Genomic DNA, 14,218 nt, shown 5'->3' on the forward strand with positions numbered 1-14,218 from the left:
CATGAATGCCCGTGCTCAACAGCCTGTCAGCCACACCACTTCCTACTACGCCGCCAGCAGCCTGCCGCAGCCCGAACATCCGGTGCTCAAAGGCGAAGTGCTGGCCGACGTCTGTGTAGTGGGCGGCGGGTTTTCAGGGTTGAACACGGCGCTTGAGCTGGCCGATCGCGGACTCAGCGTGGTGTTGCTTGAAGCCCACAAAATCGGTTGGGGCGCCAGTGGACGCAACGGCGGGCAGCTGATTCGCGGCGTTGGTCACGGCCTCGATCAGTTCACCAATGTCATCGGTGTCGAAGGCGTGCGGCAAATGAAACTCATGGGCCTGGAAGCCGTGGAAATCGTCCGGCAACGGATCGAGCGTTTTCAGATCCCCTGCGACCTGACCTGGGGTTACTGCGACCTCGCCAACAAGCCCCGTGACCTTGAAGGTTTCGCCGAAGATGCCGAAGAGCTGCACAGCCTCGGTTATCGCTACGAGACTCGTTTGCTGCAGGCCAATGAGATGCACACGGTGGTCGGCTCTACGCGTTACGTCGGCGGCCTGATCGACATGGGTTCGGGGCACCTGCATCCACTGAACCTGGCTTTGGGCGAAGCCGCAGCCGCACAACAATTGGGGGTCCGGCTGTTCGAGCAATCGGCCGTGACCCGCATCGACTATGGCCCCGAGGTCAAGGTCCATACCGCCGAGGGCTCGGTACGCGCCAGAACCCTGGTGCTGGGTTGCAATGCCTACCTCAATAACCTCAACCCGGAACTCAGCGGCAAAGTCCTGCCCGCCGGCAGCTACATCATCGCCACAGAACCATTGAGCGAAGAACTGGCCCACGCCCTGCTGCCGCAGAACATGGCGGTCTGCGATCAAAGGGTGGCGCTGGACTATTACCGGCTCTCGGCGGACCGGCGCCTGCTGTTCGGCGGCGCCTGCCATTACTCGGGCCGCGACCCGAAAGACATCGCCGCGTACATGCGTCCGAAAATGCTGGACGTCTTTGCGCAACTGTCTGGTGTGAAGATCGACTATCAATGGGGCGGCATGATCGGCATCGGCGCCAATCGTCTGCCGCAGATCGGCCGGCTCAAGGACCAGCCGAATGTGTATTACGCCCAGGCCTATTCCGGTCATGGCGTGAATGCCACGCATCTTGCCGGCAAGCTGCTGGCCGAAGCCATCAGCGGCCAGCACAGCGGCGGCTTCGATCTGTTTGCCAGGGTGCCGCATATCACCTTCCCCGGCGGCAAGCATTTGCGCTCGCCGTTGCTGGCGTTGGGGATGTTGTGGCATCGGCTTAAAGAGTTGGTCTGAAGGATTGGCGGTGTCTGTGCCGACGTTATCGCGAGCAAGCTCGCTCCCACAGGGAATGATGGTGTTCACAAGAATTGTGTTCACCGCCGGTCCTTGTGGGAGCGAGCTTGCTCGCGATGAGGCCCGAAAGAACGCCGCCAAAATCAGATCCGCCAGAAAGGCTTCAGCCCCTCCCCCAACGCCTGCTCTCGCGTCAGCCCGATATCCTTGAGCTGGTCGGGTGTCAGGGTCAACAACGCCTTGCGCGTGCGCAGCCGGCACCAGAACCGGTCCCAGCGACTCAGGCTGGACGGCGCACTGCGCATGCCCGCCTCCCGCGTGCCGTTGTTCTGCCCTGCCGTCAGTTCCTGACTGTGTAACGTCAGCCGCACATCGCTCAAACCGTTCATCTTGGATGCTCCTGTTTACTTGGGTAGCCAGAGGTTCCATGATGCGAGGGCGCGCAAAAGCAATACAGATTCAATACAACTGTATTAACTCAATACAGTGTTGCCGATTCCGCCACTGAATCCTGATTTTTTGCCTGATCTGTACTGGTTAACCGAATCACCCCTATCGAGGCTGCACCATGACCCTTTACGTCAACCTCGCCGAGTTGCTCGGCACACGTATCGAACAGGGCTTCTATCGCCCCGGTGACCGGCTGCCTTCGGTACGGGCGCTAAGCGTCGAGCACGGCGTCAGCCTGAGCACGGTGCAGCAGGCCTATCGGGTGCTGGAGGACAGCGGGCTGGCCATGCCAAGGCCCAAATCCGGGTACTTCGTTCCGGCCAGCCGCGAATTGCCGGATTTGCCGGCAGTCGGCCGCCCGGCCCAGCGTCCGGTGGACATTTCGCAATGGGATCAAGTGCTGGAATTGATCCGCGCAGTGCCGCGCAAAGATGTAGTGCAACTCGGGCGCGGCATGCCGGACATCACCAGCCCGACCATGAAACCGCTATTGCGCGATCTGGCGCGAATCAGCCGGCGGCAGGACATGCCTGGCCTGTATTACGACAACATCCACGGCAACCTCGAACTGCGTGAACAAATCGCTCGCCTGATGCTCGATTCCGGCTGTCAGTTGAGCGCCAGTGAACTGGTGGTCACCACGGGTTGCCACGAAGCGCTGTCCACCAGCATTCGCGCAATCTGCGAGCCGGGGGATATTGTTGCGGTGGACTCGCCGAGCTTTCACGGTGCGATGCAGACTCTCAAGGGTCTGGGCATGAAGGCTCTGGAAATCCCTACCGACCCGCTGACCGGGATCAGTCTTGAAGCACTGGAACTGGCCCTGGAGCAATGGCCGATCAAGGTCATACAGTTGACCCCCAACTGCAACAACCCGTTGGGCTACATCATGCCGGAGTCGCGCAAACGTGCGTTGTTGACGCTTGCGCAGCGCTTTGACGTGGCGATCATCGAGGACGATGTGTATGGCGAACTGGCCTATACCTACCCGCGTCCGCGCACGATCAAATCCTTCGACGAGGACGGTCGCGTCCTGTTGTGCAGTTCGTTTTCCAAGACCCTGGCCCCGGGCTTGCGTATCGGTTGGGTCGCGCCGGGCCGGTATCTGGAACGGGTGCTGCACATGAAATACATCAGCACCGGCTCCACCGCGCCACAACCGCAAATCGCCATCGCCGAGTTTCTCAAGGGCGGCCACTTTGAACCGCATTTGCGGCGGATGCGTACGCAATACCAGCGCAATCGCGACGTGATGATCGATTGGGTGACTCGCTATTTTCCTGCTGGCACTCGCGCCAGTCGCCCACAAGGCAGCTTCATGCTGTGGGTCGAACTGCCGGAAGGCTTCGACACCCTGAAACTGAATCGTGCCTTGCACGACCAGGGCGTACAGATTGCCGTGGGCAGCATTTTTTCCGCCTCGGGCAAGTACCGCAATTGCCTGCGCATGAACTACGCTGCCAAACCAACACCGCAGATCGAAGACGCGGTGCGCAAGGTCGGTGCGACAGCGATCAAACTGCTGGCGGAAACCAATCAGCTCAGCGACTGACTTTTATTCTGGAATCAGCGTCCATATGCCTATCTGCGCCGCCAAACGGAACGATCCTACGTGAGAGCCAGACAGCCCCTGCTTGCTCTTCTGCTGCTCGCCTCGTTCCTGGGCGGCTGCTCCAGCTTCGACGTTCAGCGCGTACCGAGCCAGGCGCTGCCGGCTTCAGACTCCGCATTCGGTCGCTCGGTCCAGGCACAAGCCGCACCTTACAAGGGGCAATCGGGCTTTCGCCTGCTATCGGACAGCACCGAGGCCTTCACTGCCCGCGCCGAACTGATCCGCAATGCCCAAAGCAGCCTCGATTTGCAGTACTACATCGTGCACGACGGCATCAGCACGCGCATGTTGATCGAGGAATTGCTCAAGGCCGCTGACCGGGGTGTGCGGGTGCGGGTACTGCTCGACGATACCGCCAGCGACGGCCTGGACCGCGTCATCGCGACCCTCGCCGCGCATCCGAACATCCAGATCCGCGTGTTCAACCCGCTGAATCTGGGCCGCAGTACCGGCGTGACGCGCACCATGGGCCGGCTGTTCAACCTGTCGCAACAACATCGACGCATGCACAACAAGTTGTGGCTGGCGGACAACAGCATGGCCATCGTCGGCGGGCGGAATCTGGGGGACGAGTATTACGATGCCGAGCCCAAGATGAATTTCACTGACATCGACATGCTCAGTGTCGGCCCGGTTGCCGAACAACTCGGGCACAGTTTCGACCAGTACTGGAACAGCGCCCTGAGCAAGCCGATCGACGAATTCCTGTCGAGCAAACCCACCTCCCAGGACCTGGAAAACACCCGCGTCCGACTGCAAGAGTCCCTGGCGGAAACACGCAAACAGAATCACGCGCTCTACAAACACTTGATGACCTTCACCACGCATCCGCGCCTGGACATCTGGCGTCGCGAGCTGGTCTGGGCCTGGAACCAGGCACTGTGGGACGCGCCGAGCAAGGTGCTGGCCAAGGGCGAGCCCGATCCGCAGTTGCTGCTGACCACGCAACTGGCGCCTGAACTCGACGGTGTCCGCAAAGAGCTGATCATGATTTCGGCTTATTTCGTGCCTGGCCAACCGGGGCTGGTGTACCTGACCGGGCGCGCCGATGCCGGCGTCTCCGTGAGTTTGCTGACCAACTCACTGGAAGCCACGGACGTGCCGGCGGTGCACGGTGGCTACGCGCCCTACCGCAGGGCGTTGCTGGAACACGGCGTAAAACTTTACGAACTGCGTCGTCAGCCAGGTGAAGGCGACGGCAACGGTAGCGGGCCGCATTTGTTTTCCGGCAGTTCCTATCGCGGCTCCGACTCCAGCCTGCACAGTAAGGCGATGATCTTCGACCAGCAGAAATCCTTTATCGGTTCGTTCAATTTCGATCCGCGCTCGGTGCTGTGGAACACCGAAGTCGGCGTGCTGGTGGACAGTCCGGAGTTGGCCGCACGGGTTCGCGAACTGGCGCTGCAGGGTATGGCGCCGGCCCTGAGTTATCAGGTGGAGCTGGAGAACGGTCAGATCGTCTGGACCACCGAAGACGATGGAAAAATGCACACACTGACCAGGGAGCCAGGGAGTTGGTGGCGGCGCTTCAATGCCTGGCTGAGCAATACGGTTGGGCTGGAGAAGATGTTGTAGCAGCTGGCGAAGCCTGCGTCCGGCTGCGCAGCAGACGCAAACCCGGCTTGTACGGTTTAACTGAAAGTCCGCGATGCCTGATTTTACGACTGCTACGCAGCCGGACGCAGGCTTCGCCAGCTGCTACAAAAGCTATGCTGGCTGAACCGCGCCAAACGCCCCTTGCCGCGACACCACGATCAGCACACCCAACGCCCCCACCGCCATCAGCAACGGCAACGCATGCCCGCTGATCCACTGGCTGCCGGCACCCGCCAACAGCGGCCCGATCAAGCAACCAATCCCCCACAGCTGGGCGATGTGTGCGTTGGCCCGCACCAGCGCATCGTCACGATAACGCTCGCCGATCAGGATCAATGACAAGGTGAACAACCCGCCGGCACTGGCGCCGAACAGTACCCATAATGGCCAGATCAGCAGCGTGTCGATCAGCATCGGGATTGCCAGGCTCGACATCAGCAGGACCACCGCACAACCGGTGAATAACGCGCGCCGCGACAAGCGATCGGCCAACGCACCAATCGGCAATTGCAGCACTGCATCGCCGACCACCACCGTACTGACCATCGCCAGGGCGATCTCCGTAGTGAAACCCTGGCGCAGGCAATAGACCGGCAACAGGGTCAGAATCATTGCCTCGAACGCGGCGAACAGCGACACCGCCCAGGCAATCGCCGGCAGGCCACGACAGAACTCAAGCAAATCACGCAGGGTCACGCTGCTGGCCTCGCTGCTCGGCGCACCACTGCGACCCAGCAACAGAAACGGTGCAGCCATCAGCAAACCGACGCCGACCCAAAAGCCATAATCGTGCTCGGTGCCAAGGAAGCCCAGCAACACCGGCCCTGCCAGCTGACTCAGTGCGTAGCTGCTGCCATACAGCGCCACCAGCCGCCCGCGCCATTGCTCGACCACCAGTTGATTGATCCAGCTTTCACCGATGATGAATACAAGGGTCAGGATCACCCCGATCATCAGCCGCAGCACCAACCAGACCGGATAGCTCGGCAACAGCGCCAGCAAACCGATGGAAACCGCCCCGGCCCACAGGCACAGGCGCATCAGGTTGGCCGTGCCGAAGCGCGCCGCCAGGTGACTGGAAATTTTCGCCCCGAGCAGGACGCCGATGGCCGGCATTGCGGCCATCACGCCAATGGCAAACGAGCCGTAACCCCAGCTTTCCAGGCGGAACGACACCAGCGGCATGCTGACCCCCAGGGCCAGGCCGACACTCAAGACAGATGCCAAAACGGCGAAATAAGTCGCCCAACGCATGTTCCACGCTCCTGTGGATTTATTGTTTTTACAGACAACACAAAACACTGTGGGAGCGAGCCTGCTCGCGATGACGGAGCAACATTCAACATTTTTGTCGACTGTCACACCGCTATCGCGAGCAGGCTCGCTCCCACAAGGGATCTGCGTCGTTTCGGGAGGCCGGTTCTACAACAGGCCTCCCTTAAAGACTTACAACTTGATCCAGGTCGCCTTCAGCTCGGTGTATTTGTCGAACGCGTGCAGGGACTTGTCGCGACCGTTGCCGGACTGCTTGAAGCCACCGAACGGAGCGGTCATGTCGCCGCCATCGTACTGGTTGACCCATACGCTACCGGCACGCAGTGCGCGGGCGGTGAGGTGAGCCTTGGAGATGTCGGCAGTCCACACCGCCGCGGCCAGGCCGTAAGGCGTGTCGTTGGCGATCGCGATGGCTTCTTCGGCGCTGTCGAATGCGATGACTGACAGTACCGGGCCAAAGATTTCTTCCTGGGCGATTTTCATCGCGTTGCTCACACCGTCGAAAATCGTCGGCTCAACGTAAGTGCCGCCCGTTTCCTGGAGCGTACGCTTGCCACCGGCCACCAGCTTGGCGCCATCGGCATGACCCGACTCGATGTAGGACAGCACGGTGTTCATCTGCTGGGTATCGACCAGCGCACCAACGTTGGTCGCCGGGTCCAGGGGATTGCCCGGCTTCCAGGTTTTCAGTGCCTCGATCACCAGCGGCAGGAATTTGTCCTTGATCGAACGCTCCACCAGCAGACGCGAACCGGCGGTGCAGACTTCGCCCTGGTTGAAGGCGATGGCACCGGCAGCCGCTTCGGCAGCGTCTTGCAGGTTTGGCGCATCGGCGAACACGATGTTCGGGCTCTTGCCGCCAGCTTCAAGCCAGACACGCTTCATGTTCGACTCGCCGGAGTAGATCAACAGCTGCTTGGCGATCTTGGTCGAACCGGTGAACACCAGAGTATCGACATCGTTGTGCAGGGCCAGGGCCTTGCCAACGGTGTGACCATAGCCTGGCAGCACGTTGAGCACGCCTTTCGGGATGCCGGCTTCAACAGCCAGTTCAGCGATGCGAATCGCCGTCAGCGGCGATTTTTCCGATGGCTTGAGGATCACCGAGTTACCGGTGGACAGCGCCGGGCCCAGTTTCCAGCACGCCATCATCAGCGGGAAGTTCCACGGCACGATAGCGCCAACAACACCCACCGGCTCACGGGTCACCAGTCCCAGCTGATCGTGCGGGGTGGCGGCTACTTCGTCGTAGATCTTGTCGATGGCTTCGCCGCTCCAGCTCAGGGCTTGCGCCGCGCCGGGAACGTCGATGTACAGGGAGTCGCTGATCGGCTTGCCCATGTCCAGGGTTTCAAGCAGGGCCAGCTCTTCGGCGTGCTGTTTCAGCAGGCCGGCGAAACGGATCATGGTGGATTTGCGCTTGGTCGGCGCCAGGCGCGACCAGACACCGGAATTGAAGGTGGCGCGGGCGTTTTCCACAGCGCGCTGGGCATCGGCGGCGTCACAGCTGGCAATCTTGCCCAGCAGACGGCCATCGACAGGGCTGATGCACTCGAAGGTCTCGCCGGAAACGGCGTCGGTGTATTCGCCATTGATATAGGCGCGGCCTTCGATTTTCAGATCGCGGGCACGTTGTTCCCAGTCGGCACGGGTCAGGGTGGTCATGCGAGTGTCCTCCTCTTATTGATACGACACCCGCGTTCTTCGCGGGCGCTGTCAGGAATTCTGCCCGGCCAGCCTGCTTTTCGGCCCAAGGCATCTGCCACCCTAAACCAGCCGCCCATGAAGTTTCAATATATTTGACATAACGCCGGCAAACGGCCTTGCGATGTTCATTTTAATAAACATAGACTTTGGCGATACCAACCACTCGCACCGCAATGACGGGGGAATACAACAATGAGCATCCAGAATATCGTCGACTTCAGCCAGGCCACCACCGAGCCTGAACGCTACCGCCCTGACCCAACCAAAGTGCTCAAGGGCGACCCCGAGCAAGTGGTATACAACCATTACAACAGCCCTTGCGGCCAGTTGAACGCCGGTGTGTGGGAAGGGGCTGTCGGCCAGTGGACGGTGAACTTCACCGAACACGAATACTGCGAAATCGTGCAGGGCGTCTCCGTACTGCGTGACCTCGATGGCAATGCCAAGACCCTACGCACAGGCGATCGCTTCGTGATCCCCGCCGGCTTTCGCGGAACATGGGAAGTGCTGGAGCCATGCCGCAAGATCTACGTGGCGTTTGAACAGAAGGCTTGAACCCACATCGAAACAGTCGCTGACATTCTGCCGCTGGCCCGGGACAGCGACACCGGGTAAGACTTGCTGACAGGCGCCACGCATTTCATCGGCGGGACGGTAACGCACAGGACGTGCTGCCACCCGGCGACGCAGGCGCCCCAACCAACAGTCATGCAAGGAGGCAACATGCCAGTCTTACCCGATCAATGCGATCTTGCCATCGCCCAGTACACCATCGGCCAGAAATGCACCCCGGAACTGCTTGAAGAAGTTCGCGCCCTGGCCAATGGCGCACCAGTGCGAGCCACTGGACCGAAGTACCCTTCGAGCCACGACCTGCGCCCGAAACGCATCAACCTGCATACCAATGCCGACAGAATCATCGTCAGCATCAACTGCGGCTGACCAGGTTCGGCGCTGACGAAACAACCTGATTCCCGCGCAACAAAAAAGGCCCGTATCTCGCGATACGGGCCTTTTTCGTAAGAGGGAAAAATCAATTACTTGATTTTGCCTTCTTTGTAGATCACGTGCTTGCGAACAACCGGATCATATTTCTTGATCTCGATTTTGTCCGGGGTAGTACGCTTGTTCTTGTCGGTAGTGTAGAAGTGACCAGTACCGGCGCTCGAAATCAAACGAATCAATTCACGCATGATTAGCTCCCTTAAACCTTGCCATCGCGGCGAAGTTCGGCCAGCACGACAGTGATGCCACGCTTGTCGATGATACGCATGCCTTTGGCAGATACGCGCAGACGCACAAAACGTTTCTCTTCTTCAACCCAGAAGCGGTGATGCTGCAGGTTCGGCAGGAAACGACGACGGGTTTTGTTGTTTGCGTGGGAAATGTTATTCCCGGTTACCGGACCCTTACCGGTAACTTGACATACTCTAGACATGCCTCAGCCCTCTAAAACCACATGCCCAACCCGGCATGGGTTGGCCGCTTAATCTCTCAGTCATTTGGCGCCAGGCGCCGCGTTTCTTTAGAGGTCTTACCGGCTACACCTACAGTGAAGGAACCGGGCCCCTAGAAAAGAGCGCTGCTTTATACCAGAAAGACTGGAGAGCAACAACATTCAGTGTGCGTAGAATTCACAAAAACCCCGCTTTCCGGGCTCCGAGCGCCTTGGACAAAGGCTATCGTCAATGGCGACCGCTCGTCGCAGAGAATCGCTCATCGAGCCAACCAGGGGTTTTGCTTAACCGCTGCACAGCAAAATCTGGCGCCTATAGTCCCCCCAAAATGAAAAAGGGGATAGTCATTTACAAAAGAGCCCACTAGGGTAAGCCTTTTCCAGACTGCACTTGCAGATGGGCCTTCGATCTGTAAAGGAAGCCGACCATGCGCCTTGCTGCCCTACCGCTGTTGCTCGCCCCGCTTCTGCTGAGCCCACAGGCCTTTGCCGCCGCCCTGAGCGTCTGCACCGAGGCCAGCCCTGAAGGGTTCGACGTGGTGCAGTACAACTCGCTGACCACCACCAACGCCTCGGCCGATGTGCTGATGAATCGCCTGGTGGACTTCGACACGGCCAGTGGCAAAGTGGTCGCCAGCCTCGCTGACAGTTGGGAAGTCAGCCCCGACGGCCTGAACTACGTCTTCAAGCTGCACCCGCAGGTTAAATTCCATCGCACCGAGTACTTCACCCCAACGCGTGACCTGAGCGCCGAAGACGTGATTTTCAGCTTCGACCGCATGCTCGACCCGGCCAATCCGTGGCACAAAGTCGCCCAGAGCGGCTTCCCCCATGCACAATCGATGCAGTTGCCTGCACTGATCAAGAAGATCGATGCACTGGACCCGCAAACCGTGCGCTTCACCCTCGACCACCCGGATTCGACCTTCCTGGCAACGCTGAGCATGGGCTTTGCCTCGATCTATTCGGCCGAATACGCCGACAAACTGATGAAGGCCGGCACACCTGAGAAACTCAACAGCCAGCCAATCGGCACGGGGCCGTTCGTGCTCACCCGCTTCCAGAAGGACGCCTCGATTCGCTACAAAGCCAACCCTGAATACTTCCGTGGTAAACCCGCCATAGATCCGCTGATCTTCGCCATCACGCCGGATGCCAACGTACGTTTGCAGAAGTTGCGCCGCAATGAATGCCAGATTGCCCTGTCACCCAAGCCCCTGGACGTACAGGAAGCGCTGAAAGAGCCGACCCTGAAAGTCGAAAAGACTGACGCGTTCATGACCGCATTCGTTGGTATCAACAGCCAGCATCCACCGCTGGACAAGCCAGAAGTGCGACAGGCCATCAACCTCGCCTTCGACAAGGCCAACTATGTCAAAGCCGTGTTCGAAGACACCGCCGAGGCGGCCAATGGTCCGTATCCGCCCAATACCTGGAGCTACGCGAAAAACCTGCCGGGTTACCCTCACGACATCGCGAAGGCCAAAGCCTTGATGGCCAAGGCCGGGCTCAAGGAAGGCTTCCAGACCACCATCTGGACCCGTCCTTCCGGCAGCCTGCTTAACCCCAACCCAAGCCTCGGCGCTCAACTGCTTCAGTCCGACCTCGCGGAAATCGGCATTCAGGCTGAAATCCGCGTGATCGAATGGGGCGAGCTGATCCGCCGCGCCAAGGCCGGTGAACACGACTTGCTGTTCATGGGCTGGGCCGGTGACAACGGCGACCCGGACAACTTCCTCACGCCGCAGTTTTCCTGCGCGGCGGGCAAGTCGGGCACCAACTTCGCCCGCTATTGCAATCAGGACCTGGACAAGCTGATCAGCGCGGGCAAGACCACCGGCGAACAAGGTGTGCGCAGCAAGCTCTACGAACAGGCCCAGGCGCAGATCCAGCAACAGGCACTGTGGTTGCCCCTGGCCCACCCGACGGCCTTCGCACTGACGCGCAAGGATGTCGAGGGGTACTCGGTCAGCCCGTTCGGCCGGCAGGACTACTCCAAGGTCAATATCAAATAATCCGCCATACACAAAACCTGTAGGAGTGAGCCTGCTCGCGATTGCATTCTTTCAGTTATCGGACAAGGTGACTGACACGACGCCATCGCGAGCAGGCTCGCTCCTACAGGGGTTCGCATCATCCCGCTCACATCCACCCATACTCGGCCATCGACAACGGGCTGCCATCACCGATGATGAAATGGTCCAGCACCCGTACATCGATCAACTCCAACGCCTTTTGCAGACGTTTGGTTAGCTGTCGGTCGGCGTGGCTGGGGTCGGAGTTACCTGACGGATGGTTATGGCAGAGGATCAATGCCGCAGCGTTATTGGCCAGCGCCCGTTTGACGACCTGTCGCGGGTGAACACTGGTGTTGTCGATCGAGCCGCGGAACAGTTTCTCAAACGTCAGCACCTGATGTTTGGAGTCGAGAAACAGGCAGCCGAAAACCTCATGGGGTTCGTGACGCAGCATCGACTTGAGGTATTCGCGCACCGCTTGCGGGTTTTCCAGCACCGATCTGTGGCGCAATCGCTCGGCCAGATGCCGCCGGCCCATTTCCAGTACGGCTTGTAACTGTGCGAATTTTGCCGGGCCCAGGCCCGGTTGCTCGCTGAATGTCGAAAGGTCAGCCTCCAGCAGCGAGCGCAGGCTGCCAAACTCGCTCAGCAGATGCCGCGCCAGATCTACCGCGCTTTTGCCGGACACACCGGTTCGTAAAAATATCGCCAGCAACTCGGCATCGGAAAGACTCGCCGATCCCTGCTCCAACAGCTTCTCCCGCGGCCGTTCCGCCGCTGGCCAATCACGAATACTCATAGCACCTCCCTGTCTGTGGGCACCGCTGTTCCGTAGCGGTCGCTGTGATATCGTAGCCCATCTTTTTTGCGGGCGAATTCACCCTGGGGAGGGGGTTTCGCCGCGTAAGTCACCAACGAATTGAAAGGCAGGCCTATGCAGCGGCTGTATCGGAAACGCATTGTTCTGGGCGTCGGCGGCGGTATCGCTGCCTACAAGAGCGCCGACCTGGTTCGCCGCCTGATCGATCAGGGCGCCGAAGTGCGCGTGGTCATGACCCGTGGCGGAGCAGAGTTCATCACCCCGCTGACCATGCAGGCCCTGTCCGGTCACCCGGTCCACCTGGACCTGCTGGACCCGGCGGCCGAAGCAGCCATGGGCCACATCGAGCTGGCCAAATGGGCCGACCTGGTGCTGATCGCTCCCGGCACCGCGGACCTCATTGCCCGACTGGCCCAAGGCATCGCCAATGATCTGCTGACCACGCTGGTACTGGCCACCGACGCCGTAGTCGCCGTTGCCCCGGCCATGAACCAGGCCATGTGGCGCGACCCGGCGACGCAAGCCAACCTGCAGACCCTTGAAAGCCGTGACATCAAGGTCTTCGGCCCGGCGTCCGGCAGCCAGGCCTGCGGCGACGTGGGCCTGGGGCGCATGCTTGAAGCCCTTGATCTGGCGCAATGCGCGGCAGACTGCTTCCAGCGTCAGGCACTGACCGGCAAACACGTGCTGATCACTGCCGGCCCGACCCAGGAAAACATCGACCCGGTGCGCTACATCACCAACCACAGCTCCGGGAAAATGGGCTTTGCCCTGGCCGAAGCCGCCGTGGAAGCCGGTGCCCGCGTGACCCTGATCACCGGCCCCGTGCATTTGCCGACGCCGGATCGCGTCACCCGCATCGATGTGGTCAGCGCCCGCGACATGCTCGCCGCGTGCGAAGCGGCGATTCCTTGCGACCTGTTCATCGCTTCGGCAGCAGTCGCGGACTATCGCCCGGAAGTCGTCGCCCCACAGAAACTCAAGAAAGATCCTACGAACGGCGACGGCTTGTTGCTACAGATGGTGCGCAACCCGGACATCCTGGCCACCATCGCCACCCGCCCCGACCGTCCGTTCAGTGTCGGTTTCGCCGCCGAAACCGAACACCTGCTCGATTACGCTGCACGCAAGTTGAAAGACAAGAACCTCGATTTGATCGTCGCCAACGACGTTGCCAACCCGAGCATTGGCTTCAACAGCGAAGAAAACGCCTGCAGCGTCATCGACCGTGAGCTTCACGCCACACTTTTCGCCCAGACCAGCAAGAGCAAGATTGCTCGCCAGCTGATCACTTTTATCGCCGAACGTCTGAACCAGGTTTAATTTACATGCACGCTTTGCAAGCCAAGATCCTCGACCCCCGCATCGGTACCGAATTCCCGCTGCCGCAATACGCCACACCAGGCTCCGCCGGCCTCGACCTGCGCGCCATGCTGGAACAGGACACCGTGATCAAGCCGGGTGAAACCGTGCTGATCCCCACCGGCCTGTCGGTCTACATCGGTGACCCGAACCTGGCGGCGCTGATTCTGCCACGCTCGGGGATGGGCCATAAGCACGGCATCGTGCTGGGCAATCTGGTCGGGCTGATCGACTCCGATTACCAGGGTCCATTGATGGTCTCCTGCTGGAACCGGGGCCAGACCGAATTCACCATGCCGGTCGGCGAGCGTCTGGCGCAACTGGTGCTGGTACCGGTGGTACAGGCTCACTTCGAGATGGTTGAAGAGTTTGTTGAAACCGAGCGCGGCACTGGCGGTTTCGGCCATACCGGTACCCGTTAATTCGATAGAGATCCATTGTGGCGAGGTAGCTCGCCACAAAATTCAAATTGTCATCTGCAAGGTTTAGCTCCGAAAATCAAGGCATTGCCCGGCCAAACCCTTGCTGTCGGGGGTGTCATGGCCCTTTCACACCACGAACTCTCTGTGGAAAACGCCGTCATACCCTTCAGTTTGAGCCTGCCGCCGAATGACTC

At 60.1% G+C, this 14,218-nt stretch carries 14 protein-coding genes; 8 read left to right on the plus strand and 6 right to left on the minus strand.

Annotation, left to right across the window (positions count from 1 at the left end; genetic code table 11):
• Position 1 precedes the first annotated feature (1 nt).
• Positions 2–1,306, plus strand: a complete 1,305-nt coding sequence (locus AB4Z35_RS06405; protein ID WP_442096375.1) for an NAD(P)/FAD-dependent oxidoreductase — start codon at positions 2–4, stop codon at positions 1,304–1,306.
• A gap of 143 nt (positions 1,307–1,449) precedes the next feature.
• On the opposite strand, the gene AB4Z35_RS06410 is transcribed toward AB4Z35_RS06405, so the two are convergent.
• Positions 1,450–1,695, minus strand: a complete 246-nt coding sequence (locus tag AB4Z35_RS06410; protein WP_442096376.1) for a DUF1127 domain-containing protein — start codon at positions 1,693–1,695, stop codon at positions 1,450–1,452.
• Positions 1,696–1,874: 179 nt separating this feature from the next.
• Here AB4Z35_RS06410 and AB4Z35_RS06415 point away from each other — a divergent pair, with 179 nt between their 5' ends.
• Together AB4Z35_RS06415 and AB4Z35_RS06420 are read left to right on the plus strand one after the other, a co-directional pair.
• Positions 1,875–3,308 (plus strand): aminotransferase-like domain-containing protein, encoded by a 1,434-nt coding sequence (locus tag AB4Z35_RS06415; RefSeq protein ID WP_442096377.1) that lies wholly within the window; start codon positions 1,875–1,877, stop codon positions 3,306–3,308.
• Positions 3,309–3,368: 60 nt separating this feature from the next.
• Positions 3,369–4,943 carry a phospholipase D family protein gene (locus AB4Z35_RS06420; RefSeq protein WP_442096378.1) on the plus strand — a complete coding sequence of 525 codons (1,575 nt, stop codon included), beginning with the start codon at positions 3,369–3,371 and terminating at the stop codon, positions 4,941–4,943.
• Positions 4,944–5,075: 132 nt separating this feature from the next.
• Here AB4Z35_RS06420 and AB4Z35_RS06425 read toward each other — a convergent pair whose 3' ends face one another.
• The gene (locus AB4Z35_RS06425) at positions 5,076–6,218 is read right to left on the minus strand and encodes an MFS transporter (RefSeq protein ID WP_442096379.1); all 1,143 of its coding nucleotides are present in this window, start codon (positions 6,216–6,218) and stop codon (positions 5,076–5,078) included.
• A gap of 192 nt (positions 6,219–6,410) precedes the next feature.
• Positions 6,411–7,904, minus strand: a complete 1,494-nt coding sequence (locus AB4Z35_RS06430) for an aldehyde dehydrogenase (RefSeq protein WP_007996504.1) — start codon at positions 7,902–7,904, stop codon at positions 6,411–6,413.
• 234 nt (positions 7,905–8,138) lie between these two features.
• Between AB4Z35_RS06430 and AB4Z35_RS06435 the strand changes: the two genes are divergently transcribed.
• Complete coding sequence (locus AB4Z35_RS06435) at positions 8,139–8,501, plus strand: cupin domain-containing protein (RefSeq protein ID WP_442096380.1); 363 nt, start codon at positions 8,139–8,141, stop codon at positions 8,499–8,501.
• Between the two features lie 168 nt (positions 8,502–8,669).
• On the plus strand, positions 8,670–8,888 hold the full coding sequence (locus tag AB4Z35_RS06440) for a hypothetical protein (RefSeq protein ID WP_007996509.1): 219 nt from the start codon (positions 8,670–8,672) through the stop codon (positions 8,886–8,888).
• A gap of 95 nt (positions 8,889–8,983) precedes the next feature.
• Here the strand turns inward: AB4Z35_RS06440 and rpmG are convergent, their stop codons facing one another.
• Positions 8,984–9,139 (minus strand): 50S ribosomal protein L33, encoded by a 156-nt coding sequence (rpmG, locus tag AB4Z35_RS06445; RefSeq protein WP_003177274.1) that lies wholly within the window; start codon positions 9,137–9,139, stop codon positions 8,984–8,986.
• Between the two features lie 11 nt (positions 9,140–9,150).
• A complete protein-coding gene (gene rpmB, locus AB4Z35_RS06450; protein ID WP_007975166.1) occupies positions 9,151–9,384 on the minus strand; it encodes a 50S ribosomal protein L28 in 234 nt (77 codons plus the stop codon).
• Between the two features lie 446 nt (positions 9,385–9,830).
• Here rpmB and AB4Z35_RS06455 point away from each other — a divergent pair, with 446 nt between their 5' ends.
• Positions 9,831–11,417 (plus strand): ABC transporter substrate-binding protein, encoded by a 1,587-nt coding sequence (locus AB4Z35_RS06455; protein ID WP_442096381.1) that lies wholly within the window; start codon positions 9,831–9,833, stop codon positions 11,415–11,417.
• Between the two features lie 127 nt (positions 11,418–11,544).
• Here AB4Z35_RS06455 and radC read toward each other — a convergent pair whose 3' ends face one another.
• Positions 11,545–12,219: a RadC family protein gene (radC, locus tag AB4Z35_RS06460; RefSeq protein WP_442096382.1), complete on the minus strand. Its 675-nt coding sequence runs from the start codon at positions 12,217–12,219 to the stop codon at positions 11,545–11,547.
• Positions 12,220–12,354: 135 nt separating this feature from the next.
• On the opposite strand from radC, the gene coaBC reads away from it, so the two are divergent.
• Entirely contained in the window at positions 12,355–13,563 is a 1,209-nt protein-coding gene (coaBC, locus tag AB4Z35_RS06465) for a bifunctional phosphopantothenoylcysteine decarboxylase/phosphopantothenate--cysteine ligase CoaBC (RefSeq protein WP_007996515.1), read from the plus strand.
• A gap of 5 nt (positions 13,564–13,568) precedes the next feature.
• On the plus strand, positions 13,569–14,024 hold the full coding sequence (gene dut, locus AB4Z35_RS06470; protein ID WP_007975171.1) for a dUTP diphosphatase: 456 nt from the start codon (positions 13,569–13,571) through the stop codon (positions 14,022–14,024).
• Positions 14,025–14,218 lie beyond the last annotated feature (194 nt).

This window comes from Pseudomonas sp. KB_15 (assembly GCF_052114525.1).
Classification (GTDB): Bacteria; Pseudomonadota; Gammaproteobacteria; order Pseudomonadales; family Pseudomonadaceae; genus Aquipseudomonas.

Coding starts and splice junctions, on each gene's coding strand:
- AB4Z35_RS06405 (WP_442096375.1), top strand. CDS start 2: ATGAATGCCCGTGCTCAACAGCCTGTCAGCCACACCACTTCCTACTAC.
- AB4Z35_RS06410 (WP_442096376.1), bottom strand. CDS start 1,695: ATGAACGGTTTGAGCGATGTGCGGCTGACGTTACACAGTCAGGAACTG.
- AB4Z35_RS06415 (WP_442096377.1), top strand. CDS start 1,875: ATGACCCTTTACGTCAACCTCGCCGAGTTGCTCGGCACACGTATCGAA.
- AB4Z35_RS06425 (WP_442096379.1), bottom strand. CDS start 6,218: ATGCGTTGGGCGACTTATTTCGCCGTTTTGGCATCTGTCTTGAGTGTC.
- AB4Z35_RS06430 (WP_007996504.1), bottom strand. CDS start 7,904: ATGACCACCCTGACCCGTGCCGACTGGGAACAACGTGCCCGCGATCTG.
- AB4Z35_RS06435 (WP_442096380.1), top strand. CDS start 8,139: ATGAGCATCCAGAATATCGTCGACTTCAGCCAGGCCACCACCGAGCCT.
- AB4Z35_RS06440 (WP_007996509.1), top strand. CDS start 8,670: ATGCCAGTCTTACCCGATCAATGCGATCTTGCCATCGCCCAGTACACC.
- rpmG (WP_003177274.1), bottom strand. CDS start 9,139: ATGCGTGAATTGATTCGTTTGATTTCGAGCGCCGGTACTGGTCACTTC.
- rpmB (WP_007975166.1), bottom strand. CDS start 9,384: ATGTCTAGAGTATGTCAAGTTACCGGTAAGGGTCCGGTAACCGGGAAT.
- AB4Z35_RS06455 (WP_442096381.1), top strand. CDS start 9,831: ATGCGCCTTGCTGCCCTACCGCTGTTGCTCGCCCCGCTTCTGCTGAGC.
- radC (WP_442096382.1), bottom strand. CDS start 12,219: ATGAGTATTCGTGATTGGCCAGCGGCGGAACGGCCGCGGGAGAAGCTG.
- coaBC (WP_007996515.1), top strand. CDS start 12,355: ATGCAGCGGCTGTATCGGAAACGCATTGTTCTGGGCGTCGGCGGCGGT.
- dut (WP_007975171.1), top strand. CDS start 13,569: ATGCACGCTTTGCAAGCCAAGATCCTCGACCCCCGCATCGGTACCGAA.